Source organism: Terribacillus jepli, from assembly GCF_047228925.1.
GTDB lineage: Bacteria > Bacillota > Bacilli > Bacillales > Amphibacillaceae > Terribacillus.
In genome coordinates, this window is record NZ_JBFEGH010000022.1 from 19,113 (window position 1) to 40,755 (window position 21,643).

Consider the following 21,643-nt stretch of genomic DNA (forward strand, 5'->3'; position numbering starts at 1 on the left):
GATAGACATAAAAAACTGCCTTATTCGGCAGTTTTTGTTGCGGGTAATGATGTTTTGGGTTCAGCGGTTCGATACCATTGCCAGCATAATAAGAAAATCAGGATCAAATCAATCAAATCCCCGCCATAATACATCAGTACAGCCCCTGCTTGCGCATCTGCCGGATCCACACCGGCAGGCGGGTTTGCGTATAGATACTTCGACAGGATGCCATGTCCGGCCAATGCAAAGATGAACACAACCATCCGGTACATATGACTTTTCCGGTAGGCTACAGGATCGGAATACAGCATAGCCAACGTGAACACATAACCTGCCGCAAACACGTGCAGATGAATCAGGAACGATATCCAGCTGGCTTGATGCATATGATGAAACAAAGGAGTCGTATAAAGCAGCCAAAGCCCACCAATGTTAAGGACTGCTGCAGTGATCGGATGAATGATGAAGCGCGTGTATCGGCTGCGGAACAAATGCGAGACCGCTTTTGAACCGGATTGCGGAAGTGCACGCAGAAGCAAGGTCATGGGCCGTGATAAGACTAGCAGCAACGGAGACAGCATCCCGAGTAATAAGTGCCCGATCATATGATAGACAAAACTATGATGCGCCTGCATCGCTACGGATCCTGAAACAGCCTGGAGCGCGGCTAGAGTTCCGCTTACAAACAGGACCAGCCTGTATAGCGGCCAAGTTTTGAATCGCTTAGCGGAATGCTTCATCGCCAGCAGATAAGCGAGTATACCAAAGGAGGCGATGCATAAAGGAAGCTTATCGACGTACATACAGCTTCCTCCTTGCAAGACTGATACACAAGACCCCTGCTGCAATCAACAGGATTGCCGTAACATTCCAAATCAGATCATAATAGAAGATGTCCACTCCGTAACGAATTTGATGAATCCGGAACATCTTATGTTGTATAAGGCCATCATACAGTTGAAAAACACCACTTCCGAGCAGAACAGCACCGAACCATCTGAGCGGAATCAAACGCTTACGCCTGCGCAGATCAGCAAAAAGGAATAACCCGCCAACTGTCGCAAACCAGCTCAGCGCATGGAAAAATCCATCCGAGACAAGCCCCCACGCCGTAGAAGATAAATCGTAGAAATGATGCCAATGCAGCAGCTGATGAAAAACCGCTTCATCAATGAATGCAACCAAACCAACACCGAATAAGAAACCAGATAAGATATTCCTGCGTTTATATGTATGGATTTCCTCCATTTATATCCTCCTACCAACAGACTTCTATCTAAACTGTTTCCCGATAGGCCCAAAAATAAACAAAAAAGCACAGGAGAATCTCCTGTGCTAAAATAAAAAAGCCATCCGATTGGATGGCTATCATGAGTGGAGCCTAGCGGGATCGAACCGCTGACCTCCTGCGTGCAAAGCAGGCGCTCTCCCAGCTGAGCTAAGGCCCCATATGGAGCGGAAGACGGGATTCGAACCCGCGACCCCCACCTTGGCAAGGTGGTGTTCTACCACTGAACTACTTCCGCCCAGCAGTATAGTAATGATGATGCGGGTGGAGGGACTTGAACCCCCACGCCATACGGCACTAGATCCTAAGTCTAGCGTGTCTGCCAATTCCACCACACCCGCGTAATAGAAGCAGTTACAGGAACTGATCTATAAAGTGAGCCATGAAGGACTCGAACCTTCGACCCTCTGATTAAAAGTCAGATGCTCTACCAACTGAGCTAATGGCTCAAAAACATTCTATTGATAAAGAAAGTAAATGGCTGGGCTAGCTGGATTCGAACCAACGATCACGGGACCAAAACCCGTTGCCTTACCGCTTGGCTATAGCCCAATGATGGTGGAGGGAGTAGGACTCGAACCTACGAACCCGATGGGAGCGGATTTACAGTCCGCCGCGTTTGGCCAACTTCGCTATCCCTCCATCATAGGTGGTGCCGGCCAGAGGACTTGAACCCCCAACCTACTGATTACAAGTCAGTTGCTCTACCAATTGAGCTAGACCGGCAAGTTATTAAGTTTCGTCGACTTCAGCCGTCACGAATGATATCATATCATCCATCATTCAGCTTGTCAACACTTTTTTTGATCTTGATTATCCATCAAGCAAGTGGTGGAGGATGACGGGCTCGAACCGCCGACCCTCTGCTTGTAAGGCAGATGCTCTCCCAGCTGAGCTAATCCTCCAACTTGATGACCCGTACGGGATTCGAACCCGTGTTACCGCCGTGAAAGGGCGGTGTCTTAACCGCTTGACCAACGGGCCAGGTTGTCCTTTTTCTTCGTTACGTTTTTCGTAACTCGAAACTGACAAGAGTTATTATATACAGGAACGCAACAGTTTGTAAAGCTACTTTTTCAATTTCTTTTTATTCAGATAATTAACCCGTGATGACACCCTTCCCCCATTAGCTGAAATCCCCGTCATATCAACATTTTGGCCTTTTTTATTATCTCTCTTATTCCTGCATATTTTCCTCTCAAAACAGGAATATAAACATGAACTCCAAAAACTTGAGCAGTTTTTTTGTCTGATTCAAAATTTCCTTGATAAGCTTTTCCTATGAAATAAATTAAGAAAAGGGGTATTCGACATGACAGATCATTCGATGTAACGAACCCAGCCACAGGTGAACTGATCGAAAAAGTAGCGATTGATTCAAAAGAAGCGATCAATCAAAAAATTGAAAAGATACATCATGCTTTCCAAACCTGGTCCAAAACTTCAGCAACGGAACGCAGTAAACTTCTTCGGGCTTGGCACGACAAGATGATTGAAAATAAGGCAGAACTTGCTGCGCTCATGACAGCCGAAAACGGCAAGCCCCTGAAAGAATCAGAAGGCGAGGTATTATATGCAGCCGGTTATATCGAATGGTTCGCCGAAGAAGCCAAACGTGTGTACGGCCGTACCATCCCTGCATCCACTACCGATAAGCGCATGCTCGTAACACGCGAAGCTGTCGGACCGGTTGCAGCGATCACGCCTTGGAACTTCCCGGCAGCGATGATCACTCGAAAGGCAGCTCCAGCATTGGCTGCCGGCTGTACTTTCATTATCAAACCAGCACCAGATACACCGCTGACGGCTATCCGCCTGGTCGAACTGGCGCATGAAGTCGGCATACCGGAAGACGTCATCCAATATGTGAATGCCGATGGCGAAATGGTCGGCAAGATCTTCACCGAGCATCCTCACATCCGGAAGATTTCCTTCACAGGTTCTACTCCTGTCGGCAAGCTGCTCATGAAACAAAGCGCTGACAGTGTGAAACACGTCTCCATGGAGCTCGGCGGACATGCACCACTTATTGTCGATGAGTACGCGGATATTGACCACGCTGTGAAGCATGCTCTTGCATCTAAATTCCGAAACGCAGGCCAGACATGTGTCTGTGCCAACAGATTGCTCGTCCATGAATCCATCAAAGACGAATTCACAACAGCATTCACCAAAGCAGTATCCGAAATGAAAGTCGGCGTAGGTACAGAGGAAGACGTCGCAATCGGACCAGTCATCAATAAAAAAGGCTTTGATAAAATCGTTGCCCAAATCGATGATGCCAAATCCAAAGGCGCTAAAGTCCTCGCAGGCGGCACATATAATGCAGATGCCGACAAAGGCTACTTCTTCGTCAACCCGACTGTTCTTGATCAAGTAACGGATGACATGGACATCATGCACGAAGAAACATTCGGACCAGTAGCCCCAATCACGACTTACACCGACATCGATGAAGCAATCCGCCTGGCAAATGACACACCGTACGGCTTGGCAGCATACTTCTTCACAGAAAACTATCGCCGCGGGCTGTACATCGCTGAAAACTTGAAGTATGGTATCGTCGGCTGGAATGATGGCGGCCCATCTGCCGTGCAGGCACCATTTGGTGGCATGAAGGAAAGCGGTGTCGGCCGCGAAGGCGGAATCGAAGGAATCGAGCCTTATTTGGAAACAAAATATATTTCAATTGGCATATAAAAGAAGGACCCGTCGCTGACGGGTCCTTTCTTCGTTATTCTACGAATACCTTACCGGCAGCAGTCGCCTCGGTTACATTCCCGAATGCATCTGTTGCTTTGACGACGACGTCCGCTCCATCAAGCTTTGCCGATGATGTTGCCGTCCAATAGCCTACATACACACCATCTTCCGTTTCCCGCATCGGCAGCTCTGTCGCTTGTGATGTGGTGCGGAAATTCGTCAGTGGCGCCTTCAAGTAAAAAGTCGCATCCTCCAATCCAGGTTCCGATTCAAAGGAAATGACAACCGTTTCGCCAGGCTGTACTTCTGCGTCCTGCTCCGGCTTCACATTTTCCAGTGCAGGGGCAGTATAGTCTGCTTCCAGCTCGATGACTTTCGTTGCTTTATTTCCTGCCTCATCTGCTGCAACTACTTTGATTTCATTGACGCCTTCATCCAATAGGATACGTTTGGAGAAAGTCCCATCCTCGCTCACATCAGCTTTATTACCATTGATCGTCAGCTTTTTCAAATAATCATCAGACGCCGTACCTGTCACAGTCACCGTTTCCTTATTCGTCTTGCTGCCATCTTCAGGTGCAGTAATCGTCAGTTCCGGTTTCGTTTGATCCCGGATGACCATCACTGCCTCAGAAGGTGCTGTGCTGCCATTTTCCAGCTTCGTCACAGCTGTAAGACTGTTTTCTCCTTCTGTCAGCTCCACTTCCGCTGCAAAAGCTCCTTCTGCGGATGCTTCGACCGAGGCGGCAACTTCGCCGTTATTGCTGATTTCGACTGTTCCGCCAGGTGCTGCTGTCCCTTCCACTGCCACACTATCCTCTTTTGTGACTGTATCAGGAGCAGGCGACGTGATGACCGGGGACTGCGCCTCGTAATCAACAAGCGCCCGGATCATGTAGTTGCCATCCTCTTCCGGCACCGGGCTCCATTCCCCGCCTATATTCTGCCAGCTGCGGCCGGAGAATTCTCCATCTTCATCGGTTGCCAAAGCAGGTGTATTCGGATTCGGATCTGTTTGGACATATAGAATATAGAAGTCAGAATCGACTACGACACCTTCGCCAGCCAAATCGACCTGTGTCCATTCCCCATTGCGGAGGGCTTCTGCAGTAATCGGTCCGGCAAGCTTCTTGCCTGGTGCACCATCTTCGCCAGAATCATCATAGATTTCCACGGCAAAGTTTGTCCCGCCTGGCGTCGGGAAGCTTTCATCCCAGAAGCGGAACAATCCGCCTGTCACTTGTGCAGAAGACTGTCCTTCCGCCAACGTGAATTTCACGGCCCAGCCATTTCCGGCATCGTAAAAGGCATGCGCATTCTCTGCCGTACCGTCATCATAACCGATTTCTCCGGCAAAGCCGATGAACGGCTCCAGCTCGACATTTTGTTCTGTTGTTTCATCAGCAGTCACCCTCACTTCTGGTTCTGCTCCCTTGAAGGAAGGAGCTGTGATTTTAAGAGTATATGTTCCTTCATAGGCAGTCAGCGTATACGTACCGTCATCATCGGTTTGGACCGGCTCGATGGCTGCATCCTCGATTACATAGACGTTGGCACCAGCAATCGGTTCCCCTGTTTGCGCGTTCGTCACCGTCCCCGTCACTGTGCCCTCCGCAATCGGATCGAGCGTGAAATTCTGGGTGACGGCGGTGCCTTCCGTTACGGTCACTGGCGCAGTGCCGGAATGGAAGCCGTAAGCGGATGCTTCCAGGGTCACGTCACCTGCTGCCTGCAGTAAGCGGTAACTGCCGTCGGCTGGGTCTGTCTGAACGCTTCGTCCTGTTTCCTGTACCGTCACCGTCGCATCAACCGGCAATGCACTTGGGCTTATGTCAGATGGATCAGCCTGCCCATCCGGAAGCGTTGGCCCTTGTATGTTCCGGATTGGTGTTGGAGCAAGTTTTTTCGCATTCACTTTCTTTTTACTCTTCGCACTTTCCTTCGTTTGTTTATCTTCTTTCACCTTTTTTGTATCTTTCATAATGGAGGCAGAGGTATTGGAAGTATCCGAAATGGCTACATCGTCGATATACCAGCCTTGTTTCCCAATGCTGCCGTCTGTTTCCAGATGGAATCCGATATAGACGGTCTGCCCGGCATAATCACCCAAATCGATTTGTTCAGCAGACCAAGCGCCATTGGCACCATTATAGGTCCCAACCTGATCCCAGTTCTCCTTATCCGTCGATACAACCACATGGCCATAATCATAACGGCTCTCCAAGTCGAACCACGTCTGGAACTGCAGATAAGCTCCTCCATCCTCCGGGACTGCTACAGGCGGTGCAAGCAGGGTTGCATCGGCATTATTAGCATAGGCGCCTGTACCGTATACATTTTCACCAGATGCAGCCGCTTCAGGACCTGCAGCCGGTGCCCCCCATTCCCAGGAATTTTGATCACCGAATGATGTCCAGCCTGATGGCTCTGCTTCGAAGTCCTGGCTATAACCGACTGTCAGCGGTGCAATGAGTTCCACTTCATACGCATCCGTCTCTGTTGTATTACCGCCAAAATCGGTTACGACAAATTTATAAGTTAGTGTCTCACCCGTTGTCGCTTCAGCCGGCAGCACTGCCTGATACGTGCCGCTTGCGGCATTTCCATCCACAAGTGTCGCTTCGACAGACTGCCATTCGCCATCGTCTTGCTTGTATTGAAGTGTCACGGTATCTGCGCTGATATTATCCGTCACTTCCGCTGTGAGCGGAGTGGCTACACCCTGATACACTTCCGATACAGCTTCATGGATGATGACAGCTGGTTCCTCATCTTCACCATCTTGATACACATTTCCATTGATTTCGCCGACACCAGTCGCGATGGTGGATACAGCCAAGTATGCATTGACGATACCATGGCCGAAGCCTTCATTGATTTCATCCGGATATTCGCTGTTTGTCTTTCGATCAGCCGTGTCATAGAGAATCGTTTCGATCTCATCGACTGTCAGCGAGCTATCGGCCTGCAGCAGCAGTGCTATGATGCCGCTCACGTGCGGGGCAGCCATCGATGTACCACTGAAAGAGGCACTATATTCACTACCACTTACCGAGGAATAAACGCTCACTCCGGGAGCTGCAATATCAGGTTTAATTTCCCCTTCATAAGGAGAAGGGCCTCGAGACGAGAAGCTCGCCAATCCATCTTCACTGTCCGTTGCAGCGACAGCGATGGATTCTGGATAGTTGGAAGGTGCTGACACTGTCGCGTCTCCGTCTCCGTCATTACCTGCAGAGAACACCGGGACGATACCTGCGTTCCGCCATGTCTGGACAACTTCGCGATACCATTCATCGAGTCCCGGACCGCCGCCCCAAGAGTTATTGACGATATCCGGCGCCTGCTCCGGATGCGGAGTGCCTTCTTCATCCTTTGGCGCAAGCATCCATTCAGCCGCATCAAGCAAGATGGCATCCGTTGTCTGCCCTTGTCCTGTATCTGGATGGAAAGCTTTTACCGCAATCCACTTGGCCCCCGGTGCAACGCCGATATCAGCAGAGCCATCCGGAGCTGCACCGACAGCCGTACCGATCGTATGTGTCCCATGATCCAAGTCATCATACGGCACAGCTTCTCCGTCGACTGCATCATACCAGTTGAACACATGCGAGACATTATCCGGGTCAGCCGCATCATAGCCGCGATACTTTTCCAAAAGCGCCGGATGGTCATACTGTACCCCTGTATCCAACCCGCCGATGACGACGCCCGATCCATCCAGTCCCGTTTCCTTCCATACTGCAGGTGCTCCGACTCTTTCCACACCCCACGCTTCGACTTCCTCAGCCAAAGCAGCTACCTTTTTCTCCTCTGCCTTCGTTGGCTCAAGGATTTTACGCTCCCTGTTAGGCAGGATCTTCTCCACTTCCTCCGAAGCAGCCAGCTCCTCCATCACATCTTTGGAGCTCGTTACTTTCAGGGCGTTGACGATATAGTAGGAATCATAGTCTTTGACGACACCCTTATCCTTCGCCTGCTTCAAGTAATCAAGCAAATTCGCTTGAGTTGCATCTGCTGTCGCACGCAAATCACTGACAACAGCTGAATTCTGGATACGCTTCTCTTCCTTGGCAGACAAACTGGCTGATTGTTTCTTCGCCTTCTCGACAGCAGTATCTGCCGCCTTCTTCGTATCCGCCTGATCCTTCAGCTTCACCAAGTACGTCACCTGCTCATCCGCCTTGAACTGTGACGTAACATCCTTGTCTACCTTCGCTGCTACACCCTCACTCGCTTTCACAGAAGTTCGCTCAGAAGACTGTGCTCGTGAAACTGTAGGAGAAAGCAACGACAAGAGAAAGACACCGATCGCCAAAATACTGAGCCACTTCGTCATCCTTTTGTGCATCTTCCCACACTCTCCCTTTTCTTGATATGGTCCTGCCCGCTAACCTTATCCACCTCCGCACGTCAAATGACAGATTATGTAATATCGCTCAGATGTTATAGATAGATTACGAGAATCTGTCGGTTTCGGGAAGAGAGCCGCGGTAAAACAGGAGCATATGCGCAGAAAGTGCGGATTCATGCGGGATAATAGTAATAATTTTCTGTAAATTACTCATCTGAATACATCATATCTTATCAAGCACAACTTTCGTTCGCCTTCGAAAGCCCTGGATTACGTTAGGACGCGGAGCTTCTTTAGCAGTAAATCTCTCGACATCTGGGCATGAGATAGCTGCTTATATCTAGTAATCAACATAAAACCTTTTGTCACAATGTCTAATTGGGAAATTCATCAAATAAGAAGCTATTTAGCTTTAGCAAAACCAAAGCTTCCTTCCATCATTACAATCACGCTTCTTTCTGCCTATAAATTCCAAAAATATTCATATGGGAATATGCATATAGTCACGACCATACAATGCGGAAAGTAAGTGAATCTAGAGTGCAAGTTGTTCAGGCGCTTGACCGCAATCCATCCAACTGTCACTATTGTCAGTCCTTATTATCTGAAAATTCATCAATCTCTCATCCACCTTTAATACACCTCACAGTGAATACTCCAATTTCGCAGCTATGATAACAGTATTAAAAATTAAACGGAGGATAAAAACATGAAGGTTATTATGATTCCATCAGGTTTTAAAGAATGTCTTGATGCTGAGGAAGTGGCAGTCGCAATGGGGGCCGGAGCAAAAAGATTCGAACCGTTCATCCGGACAGAAATGCTTCCAATGATAGATGGCGGAGAAGGCTTTGCAAAAGCGATCGTTAAGATAAAGGATGGAAACTTAATCCATAAAACCGTCACCGGTCCTGTCTGGAAGAAGATCGATAGCCATTACGGCATCTTCCAGGAGGGAAATGAACGCACTGCCGTCATCGAAATGGCTGCTGTGGCGGGATTAAAGCTGGTTCCAAAAAACTTAAGAAATCCGTTGCATACAACTACGTATGGTGTCGGGGAACTGATTCTTGATGCATTGAACAGACGTGTGAACAAGATTATAATCGGCTGCGGTGATTCCGGCACATCAGATGGAGGAGCAGGTATGGCCCAGGCGCTTGGTGTTCGATTTCTGAACGATAAGCAGCAAATTATTGACGTCAAGTCCGTCACCGATATTTTGAAAGCGGCAACAATAAATGTGTCGCATATGGATACACGACTGAGAGAGGTCTCCATCGATGTTGCATGCAATTGGAAGAATATCTTGTGCGGCGAACGCGGAGTTGCGAGGGTTTTCGGTCCTCAAAAAGGAGCTGCTCCTGAGCAGGTCCATATCCTTTCTGCGGCCTTGGATCATTATGCTGATTTGATTCAAAATGTCACGGGCATGAACGTACGCTATACACCAGGAAGCGGAGCCTCTGGCGGGCTGGGCGCTGGGTTGATGGCATTTACAGGAGCTAGGCTGCATCAGCGCTTTGATTTGATCAAACATTACATTCAAATAGAAGAAAAAATAGCAAATGCAGATCTCGTCATAACCGGCGAAGGAAGTTTGGATTCTCAGACACCTGACGGTAAAATCCCGTGTGAAGTCGCAAGAATTGCCAAAAAATACAATATACCTGTCATCGCCATTACCGGTACCATTGGACGCGGAGCCGAAAGCAATTATGATGCTGGAATCGATGCTTACGTGAGTATTATCCAAAATCCTGTCACATTAGATAAAGCGATCGCTAAAGCACCTCGGTGGATTGAAGATAGCGTGGAATGTATCTTGCGGCAAATTACCATAGGTATACAATTGGCAAATCAAAGTAAGAGGGTCCAACCTAATGGAACAAATCAATCAATATAGTAGAAGCGAGAGGAAACAAGCAAAGCATACTGCAAAGTCTTCTACCAGAATACGTGTTATTTGTTTCATACATGTTTTCTTTCTCCTTCTTGTGGCTTTGGTAAATCTGAATTATCCTGCGAAAGTATCGCTTTTTGCTTTCCTATCAGCTATGACTCTCTGGATCGGCACAAAGATTCCAGCAGGGTTTGTCGCAATTTCGCTTATATCGTTCATCATAATCATGAAGGCTGGGGATCCTGAACTGCTTTATCATGCTTTCAGTGAAGATGTAGTGTGGCTGATGTTTGGAGCTTTTATAATTGGTGAGGCTATTAAGGAATCGGGACTTGCTGCGCGGTTCAGCCGCGCTATTTTATATCAGGCAAAAAGTAAACATTCCATTATAAGAGGTTATACATTGGCGTTGGGACTGACGGCACTATTTATTCCTTCCACTTCCGGAAGGGCTGCCCTCTCCGTCCCCGTCATTAACCAGCTGGCGCGTCACTTCCCCACTAAGGAAGGACAGTTTCTTGCCATCTTGACACCTGTGGTCATTTTGATGAGTACTTCAGCAACATTGATTGGAGCTGGCTCACATATAATTGGAGTTGGTTTGCTGGAGAGTACGACTGGTAAATCTATCTCCTTCATTCAGTGGCTGGTATGGGGGATTCCTTTTACCATTGTGATCACCACGGTAACGATGTATATCGTAAGATTGCTTTTATGGCCAAAGAAAAGCAATCTTAGCGATAACATACAACAAGATGGATCCAACAAAGAAGATATAGAGCAGCAGCATTTATCACCGAAAGAAAAAAAGACAGCGATACTGATTGCCGCACTGATCATCGGATGGGTTTCAGAAAATATTCATGGTTATGATACAGCATTTGTTACCATAATTGGTTCTTTATTATTTATGTCTCCCCGATATGGAATAATCAGCTGGCAACAGGGAATAAAAGCTGTTTCATGGAATTTGCTTCTTTTTGTTGCTGCCGCCACTGCCCTTGGACAAATTCTCGTAGATACAGGTGTCATCGATTGGATGGAAAAAGAAATCATGCACAGCCTGCATTTATTTACAGGTGCTTCAGATTGGACAAATGTTCTGATACTTTCCATCGTGACCGTTACAAGCCATTTGTATATAACGTCGCATACGACACGGGCTATCGTGTTTATACCAAGTCTCATCATTTTTGGGCAAGCAATTGGCGGAAATCTTGATTCCATTGTCTTTCTAAGTTTAATAGGAATGAATTATTGTGTGACATTTCCTGTCAGTTCCAAAGCCCTGCTTCTTTTTTATGAAGAAGGCGGCATCACATACGATGCACGTGATTTACTGAAAATCAGCCTCGTTCTTATGCCAATATACATCTTCGTAATACTTCTGTTTTATTTTACTTATTGGAAGTGGACCGGATTATCAATTTAAAAGGGCGGTTGCACACTCCCCCCTTTAAACAGAAAAAGCTGTCAGAACTATTGACAGCTTTTCCCTTTATTGAAAACCAGACTTTATATAAATTTATTGATCTGATCGACAAAATTACGGATGATTTCAACTGTCGACCATATCCCGATAGCTGCTATCAAAGTAAGGATGCCTGTTTCCCACCATTTATTCCTGAATCCATCCATCATATATTTCTTGCTGCTGGTCATGAGAACTAATCCGACCACAATAGGCGGCAGTATCAAAGCGGTGATGACACTCGTGCCGAATACATTCAGCAGTACCAAGTCAGGTGCTCCAGGAATCGATATGAGAATTGGTAACAGCAGGAATAGTCCAATGGATAGATAGCGGAATTTAGGGTCATCATCTGTTTTCTTGTATTCTTTTTTAGCAGATAGATGGAAGCCATTGAGCATCAACAAAGTAAAACCTCGAGCTTGAGCCGGAAAACTTGTAAAAGCCGCGAGGAATAAGCAGATCCAAAGCATCGTCGGACCAGCCGGCCCCACAGCCAATTCCATCATAAGTGCCAAGTCATTTTCATTGCTGACCGGTATACCAGTACCATAGAATACCTCTGCAGCCACTACCCAGAAAAGCACATTGATCACCAAGAGGGGCAGCATTCCAGTAATCAAATCAAGCTGTTGAATCTTCCGGTATTTTGGTTTATTCCATCCTTTGTCCTCCATGAAGTAAGGGTACAGCAGGTTTACAGCAGATCCACCAATTGCTCCAATCGTAGCGACCGCGATAAATATGGCATTGAATGGCCCCTGATTCGGCGGCATGTCAAATGTAAGTCCCTTCAGAAAACCAATGAAATCAAATGAACCAATTCGAAAGAGAGCAAAAACGAACGATGCAATAATTGCTACAGAAGCAAAACGAGCCAGCATTTCTAATAGCTTATATTGATTTGGATTGATTAATAATAAGAACGTAAGGCCAACAACCACCAAACTGAAGAGAAAGACACCCCATGTTTCCCCGCCGAATCCTCCAAATAAATTATAAAGAGCAACTGCACAAGCTCTAAGGAAGCTCATTTGAATAACTATTCCAAGGAATAATATAGCAGCACCAAGCAGCAAAGGAAAACCGCGCCAGACTCTCTGAAATCCTTGCAAGATAGATGTATCGCCGTGTCGGTTTTGTAATTTGTATTTTGCTACTGCGGAAACCATGAAATAGCGGGCAGCTAACGCAACAACCAATGTCCATAAAAGTGCATAACCATAGTTTGCACCCGAAACTGTGGAACTGACCAGATCTCCAGTCCCAAGGAAAGTCATTGCCAGCACAAGACCTGGGCCGAGACTTCGCATATATTCCATAAATGTCTTAGGCAGTGCGGATGGTGCCTCTTCCCTTTCCTTGACAGGTGCTTCTACGTCTTTCAAGCTCTTGCTCATCGCCTTTACCCCTCTCCTTTTTGATAACGCTTACATTTGCGTCATCCATACTCTAAGGTAAATCAATATCCGGATGAAATCCGGATATTGACATTAAGCTGCTTCGATTCGTTTCACATCGCCAAGCAGGAACAGATAATTAAGGATACCTATAATGATCAGCGCGGCCGAGAAAAGAAGGGCAGGCACAAAGGAACCTGTAGCCGCTACGATGAAACCAGTGATGATCGGACCAACAACGCCACCCATGTTGGAGACTGTATTTTGCATACCAGCAACAACGGAAGTCATGTTCTTTGGTGCAACATCCGCCGGCAGCGCCCAGACTTGAGAAGCCGCTACAGTCGTTCCTGACTTAGCAATGCACAATAATACAATTGCCAGCACAGCTGAATCAGCAAAAGCAGCCAGCCCGATACAAGCAGCCATAAGCAAGCCGATGATCAGAAAGAGTTTCCGAGTTGCAGTGAGAGAAAGTTTGCCGCTTGCATGCACTTTATCACTAGCCCAACCGGCAATAACTTCGACAACCATCGCTGACAAGAGTGGCAAGGAGGCAAAGATACCAAGTTCCAGCAAATTCATTCCGCGTTCATCAACTAAATAAGATGGCAGCCAAGTAATGAAAAAGTAGGAGTTGTAGTTAATCATGAAAAAGCCAATACACATAGCCCATATATTCTTGTATTTCAATAGCTGATACCATTTCATCGGCATCGTCTTGTCTGCTAATTCTGCTTCCGACTGACCATCCCGGATATATTCCAGCTCAGCTTTATTCACACGTTTATGATCAGCTGGATTATCCTTGAAGAAGAATAACCAAATAATGCCCCAGATGATACCCAACAATCCGATCAAGACAAATGTCATTTTCCAGCCAACCCATGCAATCAGAACGACAATCAGCGGCGTGGCTATCGCACCGCCAAATTTGGAACCGCTATCAAAAATACCCGCTACAGTACCTCTTTCCTTTTTAGGGAACCACTTCGCTGAAATACCAGCATTACTCGGATAAGCGGCAGCCTCCCCGACACCAAGCGCCACCCTGAAGGTCAGCATGGATTTGAATCCAGTTGCCAGTCCCGTTACCGCAGTCGCAGCCGACCACCATATAACAGCGAATCCAAGCGTTTTCTTTTGTCCGAATTTATCCGCTGCCCATCCAGCTGGTACCTGCAATAACGCATAAGACCAAAAGAATCCAGATAACAAGATACCCATCTGTGCTTCATTGATATGAAAGTCCTCTGATATAAAAGGCGCTGCTGCCGAGAGCACTGCCCTATCAATATAGTTGATCGCAATAGCTGCCCACATCATTGCTGCAACGACCCAGCGTACCTTGGTCTTTTTCCCCATTCCCAGATCGGGTTGATACGTTCTCTTCTCCACCCAGGTTTCCCCCTTATCTCAGTTTGTGTTTTACTTCTCCGACTCCCTTGAGTACAGCGATGACATTCTCGGCACAAGTAACGCTCAATTTATTGACTGCACCTGGTGTATATCCGGCAATATGAGGCAAAGCAAGCACATTATCCAATTCAAACAATGGATGGGATACCAATGGCTCTTCCTCGAATACATCCAATGCCGCCCCTTTAATCCAGCCTTTCGACAACGCTTGGTACAAGGCTTGCTCCGAAACGACACCTCCGCGCGAAGCGTTGACCAAAAAGGCTGATTCCTTCATCAGCTGTAATTCCTTCTCTGCAATCAAGTGCTTTGTCTCTGGCAGCAGCGGAAGATGCATCGTCACGTAATCGCTTGACTGCAGCAGTTCCTGCAATTCGACATATTTCATGTCATATGCTGAAGCAAATTGTTCATCTGGAAATGGATCATAAGCAAGTATCTCCATGCTGAATCCTTTGGCGCGTTTGGCAACTTCTTTCCCTATTTGTCCAGTTCCCAGGATTCCCAAGGTTTTCCCATGCACATCGGAACCGAATACCCTCGGCCACTCTCCATTTTTCGTGAGCTGATTTGCTCTGGGAATATCACGTGCCAAAGACAATATAAGGGCAAATGCATAATCCGCTACAGCATGTTTATTTGCATTCGGTACATTTGTGATGATGACGTTACTTTGCGCTGCTGCTTTTACATCGATATTATCGACCCCAACCCCATGCTTACAAACTATCTTCAAGTCGGGCAGCTGGCTAAGCACATGCTCATTGATACTATTGAATGCAACAATTGCTGCTTGTGCATCTTTTGCTTCCTTGATAAAGTCCTCCTCGGATATATCTGCTGGCAGCAGCTTAAGCTCGATGCCGTTTTTCTTCAGTAACTCTATTGGTTCATTGCTGTATTTAGCAAATGAAGGAGATGTAGAAACGACTAGCATGACATTCACCTTTCTTTCATCTAGTGATGGATTGTTTTGGAGCCAAGTCGGCTGCTGTCTGTAAAGCTGCCAGCATACTCCGTTCATCGGCTATGTTTTTACCGGCAATGTCGAAAGCAGTACCGTGGTCCACAGACGTTCGAATCAAGCCGCCTTTCAATCCCACCGTAATATTGACCCCTTCTTCCAGTCCCAACACTTTGATCGGCACATGCCCCTGGTCATGGTAGCAAGCCACGACGAGATCGAAGTCGCCGCGCACGGCCCGGAAGAACAGCGTGTCTGCCGGATGCGGTCCACTTGCCGAAATCCCTTCTTCCTGTGCCTGTACAATAGCCGGGATAAGCTTTTCCTCTTCTTCTCCGTTACCAAATAAGCCATTCTCTCCCGCGTGGGGATTAATTCCGCAGACTGCGATTCTAGGATTCTCGTACCCTGCTTTCTTCAATGTCTCATAAGCCAGCCGAATGACTTTATACGTCCTGTCAGGGGTAATGGAAGCGATGGCATCAAGCAATCCTTGATGCGTAGTCAAATGAATGACTCGCAGTTTAGGAGAAGAAAGCATCATGGAATAATCCTTTGTATCCGTCAGCTCTGCAAGTATCTCTGTATGGCCCGGATAATGATGTCCGCCTAGATGAAGTGCTTCTTTATTCAAAGGAGCCGTGCAGATGGCAGCCAACTCCCCTTCCTTTCCTAATTGAATTGCTTTTGCAAGGTATTGGAAAGCTGCATTTCCTGCCTCGGCTGAAACACTGCCTTGAGGCAGATCTTCCGGCAGCAAATTCAAATCCACTACTTCAACAGTGCCATAGTCAAATACACATTCCGATATAGCGGAAACTGATTTGAAAGTGACTTCAACTCCAGTTTGCTCTTGCGCACGTTTCAACATAGACAGATCACCGATGACAAGCGGTCTTCCATACTCGTATACAGCTTCGTGCGTCAATGCTTTAACTATTATCTCGGGTCCTATGCCTGCAGCATCACCCATTGTGATTCCGATGATTGGTTTCAAGCTGTCTCTCTCCCTTCAATGCTTCCAAAGCACTCACCATTACTTCCATACTTCCGAAGCTTCCTGCCTTCGTCACGATATATAGGTCCTGCTCCGACGCTTTCCCAAACGGAACTCCAGGCTCAATCTCCTTGAATAATTGGAATGAAGTGACCCTGAGCTGCCGAAGAACCTGTAAGGCTGTGTCTCCTCCGGTAAGAAAAAGGCGGTTTATTCCTAATCGCTCAACAATCTGCTCAACAAGTCTTCCCAGCTCCTTTGCAATACGATTGCTATGTGAGACTGCTTCCAGCTCGTCATGAGCTTCAACCAGTTTTTCCGAAGCGAAAAGGACGGGATGTAGATTTTCAACTATCGCCTTTTGTACTTCCTGAAATACTCGCTTACTTTCTGTCTCTGATGCTTCCGTGTCAGTGACCAAATTTTCTGCGTTCACTTCAACCGATGCAAGCTCTTTTTCTCTCAATAACTGCATGAGCTGATTTCTTCCATGTCGGCTCATACTGCCTATAACAAACAACACATTCCCCTGCTGGATCGTCATTTCATTTGGCATCATCTTTTTGGTAAAACCATAGGATCCGGGCAAGTGATGGAATAATCCTGAGGACCCACTCCATATGATTTGCAGTCCACTATTTACACCAGCTGCTGCCAGTACCTTCAAATCATTCTCGGTTGCAGCATCCACAGTGATGTAATCATGCCCTTGTGCAACCAAACGCTTGAGCTGCTCCTCGGTTCGAACTTCCCCGCTTTCCAAGTACTCCACTGTTAAGTGGCCCACTTTATGGGCACTTTGCATTTGCAAAAGTGTCTGTATATCAGAAATGGTGATAGGTGTCTTCGGATCTCTCGCTACCTCTGAATCACCCAAGGGAACTCCATTAACCCGATGAATCCTATTCTTTACTATTCGACTCTGCTTAGGAAAAGCAGGCGCGACTATGATGACATCCGGATGAAATACATCATATAAAGCATCCAGCTCGCTGCCGATATTGCCTCTCATAGTAGAATCGATTTTCTTGTATACAAGATCGAAAGCTTCTTCTTTTACTGTTGCAGCTATTTGCTTCACTTGCTCGTAAGCTGTTTTTGCAGGTAATGCCCTGCTATCTGTATTCCAGACCACAGCCTGATGGGAATCACCATTAAAGGTGTCCCCGACTTGCACATTTACTTCCATTCCATATGGGAGCAACGCGGCACCGCAATCACTCGCCCCTGTCAAATCATCCGCGATGATCGCTATCCTGTTCATCTCTATCCCACCTTAAGCAAGCAGCTTACTGTATATCGCTTTTACATCCTCTTTTGTAAGCTGTTTCGGATTGTTATCCATCAGTCTTTTCACATCCAATGCAGCAACTGCCATTGACTCGATTGCGCTGTCTTGGACACCATAAGCACTCAAATCCTGCGGTATCTCCAAAATTTTCGTCAGTTCAATAATTCGGTCCACAACTGCTTGCGCCAATTCTTTTTCATTCTGATTCTCTTTTTTGATTCCCATCGGTTCCGCAACAGTCGCTAGTCTCGTTTCGATCGCATCCATATTGAACTGCGTAACATGCGGCAGCAGCATGGAGTTTGCAACACCGTGGGCTATTTTGTATTTTCCACCCAATGGATATGCCATAGCATGAACTGCAGCAGTGCCGGCAGCTGTCAGGGCCATTCCCCCATACATGGAACCAATCAGCATACGCTCCCGCGCCTCGATGTTCTCGCCGTCAAAGTAAGCGGTTTCGATATTTGCCGAGATAAGACGGATAGCCTCCAAAGCGAACATGTCACTGATAGGATTTGCTTTATTGGAAATATAAGATTCCAGCGCATGTGTAAAGGCGTCCATTCCTGTAGCTGCGGTGATAGGTTTTGGCAAGCCAGTCGTCAAGGCTGCGTCAATCAGTACTAAATTCGGCAAAAGGTAGCTGCTTACCACACCAATCTTCAGTTCTTTTTCTGGCAGAGTGACAATAGCGTTAGGTGTCACTTCCGCTCCGGTTCCAGAAGTTGTCGGAATCAGGACTGTTGGAATCCCTGGCTGCTTCACTTGGTCTGTCCCTAGCATTTCTTCCAATGACATGTCATTGGTCTTCATGACAGAGAGCAGTTTTGTCGTATCCAAGATACTGCCGCCGCCGAGACCGATCAATACATCGTAGTCTGTCACGTTGAGCGTTGCCTGGTAGACATTTTCTATATTGGACAAAGTCGGCTCGGGTTCCACATCTGTTGTCACATCAACCGATACACCCGCCTGATCAAGACTTGCCACAACTTTCTCGACTGCTCCTGACTTTTGCAATGCAGGCTGCGTCAGCAATAAAGCCTTTTGAACATGCTGCTTTAATTGCGAAAGATGTTCTCCTATTTCACTTGCGATCCCGACTTTTGTAATAATGGTATCTGCCGTTCTGAATACATACATGCGTATGACCTCCTATAATCCCATCTTGTACTGTTCCATCATGTTCTCTATTTTTCGAAGCGCCTCTTCAGATACAGGTTTCACAGGCAGTCTCGGATCACCAACTTGAAAACCTTTTATCTGGATAGCCTTTTTCAGGGAAGACGGAATTGTGCCGTATGCAAATGTATCCCTGAGAGGCTGCAATGATTTTTGCGCTGCTTCAGCAGCTGCTGTATCTTCTTGAGCATGGCGATAAATATCCAGCACCGTCTTGGGCAGTACATTTGCAGTTGCAGCCACTGCCCCCTTCCCTCCTGCCTGCAGCGTCTGCAGAATAAGGGAATCTGTACCGGCGAATACAGCGAAATCCTTTCCTTTTGTCACATCGATATAAGCTTGGATATTACCGAATTTACCGCTGCTGTCTTTTATTCCGATAATATAAGGATGATCTGCCAATCTCTCCACTGTCTCCGGTTCGATATGCATCCCTGTTTTAGATGGGATATTATAAAGCATGATTGGCATTTCAATGGCATCTGCTATGTATTCGTAATGCTCCGCTAGCTCTTCCTGAGTTATAGGTATGAAGTACGGGGTGATAATCGATAACGCATCCGCGCCCAAATCTTTCATCTGCAAGGATAAATCTATTACTTCCTTGGTTGAATTACCTCCCGTACCAACCATGACTGGTACACGATTATCTGCTGCTTCCATCACTGTTCTGGCAACTAACAGCTTCTCTTCTGTGGTAAGCGTATGGAATTCACCGTTCGTCCCTAAAATGAACAAACCATGGACACCTTCACCGATCAAATGATCAGTAAGCTGTTTTAAATTATTCTCTGATACGTGTTGTTCTTCATCAAAGGCCGTCACCATTGCCGGCCAAATACCAGCTAACTTCATATAATCCCCTCCGTTGTTTGCGCTTTCATAATTATAACTATAGGAGAAATCGTTTAATTAATCAACCTAAATATAATATTTTGATGTATTTTATCTTTATTTCTTTATTTTGTTTCATTTTTAAACACTTTATATAAAAAAGAGGACGCACAATTCATGTGCGTCCTTCTTTTTCAACCCGTTCCTTTAGTCTTCTCCATAATGTTGTCCGGTTAATTCCTAACCTCGCAGCTGTCTTCGTATTATTTTGGTTCTCTGCTTTCCATACTTGGTATATTATCTCAGATTCGATTTCAGCTAGTGTACCACGAAACGGCAGCTCCCACTTTAAAAGATTGCTTGATGAAATACTCTCCAGGATACATTCTTTTGATAGATATTCACCAGTTGATTTCAATACTGCTTGTTTAATAATGCGTTGGAGATCCGTTACATTCCCGGGATATTCAAAGCGGATCAGTTCTTCCAGCCCATCCTCCTCAACACCAGCAATTTGCTTCCCATATATATTATTAAAATGACTGATAAAGACTTTTGTCAGTACAGGAATCTCTTCTTTGCGGTCCCGAAGCGGCGGCAGATTAAATACAGCAGTGCCCCTTTTATCTTGCGGTTCCTCAGCAGCGGATAAAAGCAGTTTACCGGATCTATCCTTTACAAGCTTCTCCATCTTTTCAATATCTACCCGATTAAGCTGATCAGCATTCCTTACAAAAATAGTTCCTTCTTCTAAAAGAACAGTACTTAATTCATTTAAATGCTGCTTATTAAGCAGTTTACCGGAAATGCGCAGGAAGGGAGCATGCACATTGTGCAGATACCTAGCAAGAATGGCTCTGCCCGACCCTGATTCTCCTATCAGCCATATCCCTCTCGCATACTCGTCCTTTTTGAAATGTCGTGCCCTGTCCATCCATCTACTGACATATAACCCTTCACTGCCAGGTGTGTCAGCATATTGTCCTAAACGTACTTCAATTGCCGCCTCTTCTTCATATGCAGGCTCGATCTGGTACATGATCAGATTATCATGCTGCAATCTATTTGCTTTTATCAAGAATCTATCTTCCTTACCGGATAGAACGAATGAACAGCTGCTTTGCACGCGTACTGCCATTTGAAGCAAATACTGCCGAAAGAAAGGTGAAACTGATTTTGTTTCCAATACGATATTTTGCTGCTCATCAACTACGAGTATCCACTGCTTCAACTGTTTTAACATTTGAAGCAGCTGCTTATTCTTATTATTCGAGGATACTAAATAAGAAAGTGTCTCCTTCGCCTTTAGGAAAGCTTGCTGCACACTTTCTTTCCCCGATGTAAGCAAGATTCCATGCAAACCCATTCGTTCAGCCAGCTCTACAGTGATTACATCTCCAACCACGAACGTATAATCCTGATCTTTAAGTTGCTGCAGTCGTGTTTCAATAGACTCTTCTTTGTTGACTGCGTATACATCCACTGCCGAAGAAGTCAGCTTACTAATGGTCGAAACGGCTTTAGCTAAAACAGGAAACCCAACAAACGCAGCCTTCTTTTGCTTATCGCGAACCAAGGAAAGTACGCGAAGTACATCAAAACCTGATACCTCTATTTCGATGACTGGGATATTAACTCTCTGCTTGATTCGTTCCGCAGTACCGCCGCGGCTGATAATCAGATCGGCACCTTCTTGTTCCGCCCTAACAGCATTTTTTACACCCTCAGCCAAATCACCGTATAAAATTTCAACATCCTCTAGCTGAAGACTGTTTGCCACTTCCTGCATCAAGATACCTAATCCCTTGTAGGGAGCAATTGCAACTACCTTCATTTTCTTTCCTCCTGTTGC

14 protein-coding genes and 9 tRNA genes are annotated in these 21,643 nt (G+C 46.4%); 3 read left to right on the forward strand and 20 right to left on the reverse strand.

What is annotated here, in order from left to right; all coding sequences use genetic code 11:
- Positions 1 to 20: 20 nt before the first annotated feature.
- The 11 genes from AB1K91_RS18465 to AB1K91_RS18515 form a co-directional block, all read right to left on the reverse strand.
- Positions 21 to 785: a cytochrome c oxidase assembly protein gene (locus AB1K91_RS18465; protein WP_413091994.1), complete on the reverse strand. Its 765-nt coding sequence runs from the start codon at positions 783 to 785 to the stop codon at positions 21 to 23.
- Entirely contained in the window at positions 772 to 1,230 is a 459-nt protein-coding gene (locus tag AB1K91_RS18470; protein WP_413091996.1) for a DUF2243 domain-containing protein, read from the reverse strand. Before AB1K91_RS18470 ends, AB1K91_RS18465 begins: the two co-directional genes overlap by 14 nt.
- A gap of 127 nt (positions 1,231 to 1,357) precedes the next feature.
- Positions 1,358 to 1,430: transfer RNA gene (locus AB1K91_RS18475), tRNA-Ala, on the reverse strand.
- Between the two features lie 3 nt (positions 1,431 to 1,433).
- Positions 1,434 to 1,508, reverse strand: a tRNA-Gly gene (locus AB1K91_RS18480).
- A 21-nt stretch (positions 1,509 to 1,529) separates the two neighbouring features.
- A tRNA-Leu gene (locus AB1K91_RS18485) sits at positions 1,530 to 1,611 on the reverse strand.
- A gap of 35 nt (positions 1,612 to 1,646) precedes the next feature.
- Positions 1,647 to 1,719: transfer RNA gene (locus AB1K91_RS18490), tRNA-Lys, on the reverse strand.
- A 29-nt stretch (positions 1,720 to 1,748) separates the two neighbouring features.
- Positions 1,749 to 1,822, reverse strand: a tRNA-Gln gene (locus tag AB1K91_RS18495).
- Between the two features lie 4 nt (positions 1,823 to 1,826).
- A tRNA-Tyr gene (locus AB1K91_RS18500) sits at positions 1,827 to 1,912 on the reverse strand.
- An 8-nt stretch (positions 1,913 to 1,920) separates the two neighbouring features.
- Positions 1,921 to 1,996: transfer RNA gene (locus AB1K91_RS18505), tRNA-Thr, on the reverse strand.
- Positions 1,997 to 2,099: 103 nt separating this feature from the next.
- Positions 2,100 to 2,175: transfer RNA gene (locus AB1K91_RS18510), tRNA-Val, on the reverse strand.
- A 7-nt stretch (positions 2,176 to 2,182) separates the two neighbouring features.
- A tRNA-Glu gene (locus tag AB1K91_RS18515) sits at positions 2,183 to 2,254 on the reverse strand.
- 321 nt (positions 2,255 to 2,575) lie between these two features.
- Here AB1K91_RS18515 and AB1K91_RS18520 point away from each other — a divergent pair.
- Complete coding sequence (locus tag AB1K91_RS18520; RefSeq protein WP_413092050.1) at positions 2,576 to 3,970, forward strand: NAD-dependent succinate-semialdehyde dehydrogenase; 1,395 nt, start codon at positions 2,576 to 2,578, stop codon at positions 3,968 to 3,970.
- Between the two features lie 34 nt (positions 3,971 to 4,004).
- On the opposite strand, the gene AB1K91_RS18525 is transcribed toward AB1K91_RS18520, so the two are convergent.
- A complete protein-coding gene (locus AB1K91_RS18525; protein WP_413091998.1) occupies positions 4,005 to 8,324 on the reverse strand; it encodes a S8 family serine peptidase in 4,320 nt (1,439 codons plus the stop codon).
- 712 nt (positions 8,325 to 9,036) lie between these two features.
- Between AB1K91_RS18525 and AB1K91_RS18530 the strand changes: the two genes are divergently transcribed.
- Positions 9,037 to 10,233 (forward strand): glycerate kinase family protein, encoded by a 1,197-nt coding sequence (locus tag AB1K91_RS18530; RefSeq protein WP_413092000.1) that lies wholly within the window; start codon positions 9,037 to 9,039, stop codon positions 10,231 to 10,233.
- The gene (locus AB1K91_RS18535; protein WP_413092002.1) at positions 10,211 to 11,662 is read left to right on the forward strand and encodes an SLC13 family permease; all 1,452 of its coding nucleotides are present in this window, start codon (positions 10,211 to 10,213) and stop codon (positions 11,660 to 11,662) included. Before AB1K91_RS18530 ends, AB1K91_RS18535 begins: the two co-directional genes overlap by 23 nt.
- 83 nt (positions 11,663 to 11,745) lie before the next feature.
- On the opposite strand, the gene AB1K91_RS18540 is transcribed toward AB1K91_RS18535, so the two are convergent.
- The 8 genes from AB1K91_RS18540 to AB1K91_RS18575 form a co-directional block, all read right to left on the reverse strand.
- Entirely contained in the window at positions 11,746 to 13,101 is a 1,356-nt protein-coding gene (locus AB1K91_RS18540; RefSeq protein WP_413092004.1) for an Nramp family divalent metal transporter, read from the reverse strand.
- A 93-nt stretch (positions 13,102 to 13,194) separates the two neighbouring features.
- Positions 13,195 to 14,499 carry an MFS transporter gene (locus tag AB1K91_RS18545; RefSeq protein WP_413092006.1) on the reverse strand — a complete coding sequence of 435 codons (1,305 nt, stop codon included), beginning with the start codon at positions 14,497 to 14,499 and terminating at the stop codon, positions 13,195 to 13,197.
- A gap of 13 nt (positions 14,500 to 14,512) precedes the next feature.
- Entirely contained in the window at positions 14,513 to 15,544 is a 1,032-nt protein-coding gene (locus tag AB1K91_RS18550; RefSeq protein ID WP_413092008.1) for a phosphoglycerate dehydrogenase, read from the reverse strand.
- Positions 15,474 to 16,481, reverse strand: a complete 1,008-nt coding sequence (pdxA, locus tag AB1K91_RS18555) for a 4-hydroxythreonine-4-phosphate dehydrogenase PdxA (protein ID WP_413092010.1) — start codon at positions 16,479 to 16,481, stop codon at positions 15,474 to 15,476. Before pdxA ends, AB1K91_RS18550 begins: the two co-directional genes overlap by 71 nt.
- Positions 16,450 to 17,745, reverse strand: coding sequence for a four-carbon acid sugar kinase family protein (locus tag AB1K91_RS18560; RefSeq protein ID WP_413092012.1), 1,296 nt, complete (start codon positions 17,743 to 17,745; stop codon positions 16,450 to 16,452). The genes pdxA and AB1K91_RS18560 overlap by 32 nt, the downstream gene beginning before the upstream one ends.
- A 12-nt stretch (positions 17,746 to 17,757) precedes the next feature.
- Positions 17,758 to 18,918, reverse strand: a complete 1,161-nt coding sequence (locus AB1K91_RS18565; RefSeq protein WP_413092014.1) for an iron-containing alcohol dehydrogenase — start codon at positions 18,916 to 18,918, stop codon at positions 17,758 to 17,760.
- A 12-nt stretch (positions 18,919 to 18,930) separates the two neighbouring features.
- The gene (dapA, locus tag AB1K91_RS18570; protein WP_413092015.1) at positions 18,931 to 19,812 is read right to left on the reverse strand and encodes a 4-hydroxy-tetrahydrodipicolinate synthase; all 882 of its coding nucleotides are present in this window, start codon (positions 19,810 to 19,812) and stop codon (positions 18,931 to 18,933) included.
- 154 nt (positions 19,813 to 19,966) lie between these two features.
- Positions 19,967 to 21,625: a PrpR N-terminal domain-containing protein gene (locus AB1K91_RS18575; RefSeq protein WP_413092017.1), complete on the reverse strand. Its 1,659-nt coding sequence runs from the start codon at positions 21,623 to 21,625 to the stop codon at positions 19,967 to 19,969.
- Positions 21,626 to 21,643: the final 18 nt, after the last annotated feature.

What these genes read in the sequence shown, in the direction of transcription:
- dapA (WP_413092015.1), bottom strand. Translation starts at nt 19,812, where the DNA reads ATGAAGTTAGCTGGTATTTGGCCGGCAATGGTGACGGCCTTTGATGAA.
- AB1K91_RS18565 (WP_413092014.1), bottom strand. Translation starts at nt 18,918, where the DNA reads ATGTATGTATTCAGAACGGCAGATACCATTATTACAAAAGTCGGGATC.
- AB1K91_RS18535 (WP_413092002.1), top strand. Translation starts at nt 10,211, where the DNA reads ATGGAACAAATCAATCAATATAGTAGAAGCGAGAGGAAACAAGCAAAG.
- AB1K91_RS18550 (WP_413092008.1), bottom strand. Translation starts at nt 15,544, where the DNA reads ATGAACGGAGTATGCTGGCAGCTTTACAGACAGCAGCCGACTTGGCTC.
- AB1K91_RS18465 (WP_413091994.1), bottom strand. Translation starts at nt 785, where the DNA reads ATGTACGTCGATAAGCTTCCTTTATGCATCGCCTCCTTTGGTATACTC.
- AB1K91_RS18560 (WP_413092012.1), bottom strand. Translation starts at nt 17,745, where the DNA reads ATGAACAGGATAGCGATCATCGCGGATGATTTGACAGGGGCGAGTGAT.
- AB1K91_RS18470 (WP_413091996.1), bottom strand. Translation starts at nt 1,230, where the DNA reads ATGGAGGAAATCCATACATATAAACGCAGGAATATCTTATCTGGTTTC.
- AB1K91_RS18575 (WP_413092017.1), bottom strand. Translation starts at nt 21,625, where the DNA reads ATGAAGGTAGTTGCAATTGCTCCCTACAAGGGATTAGGTATCTTGATG.
- AB1K91_RS18525 (WP_413091998.1), bottom strand. Translation starts at nt 8,324, where the DNA reads ATGCACAAAAGGATGACGAAGTGGCTCAGTATTTTGGCGATCGGTGTC.
- AB1K91_RS18540 (WP_413092004.1), bottom strand. Translation starts at nt 13,101, where the DNA reads ATGAGCAAGAGCTTGAAAGACGTAGAAGCACCTGTCAAGGAAAGGGAA.
- AB1K91_RS18530 (WP_413092000.1), top strand. Translation starts at nt 9,037, where the DNA reads ATGAAGGTTATTATGATTCCATCAGGTTTTAAAGAATGTCTTGATGCT.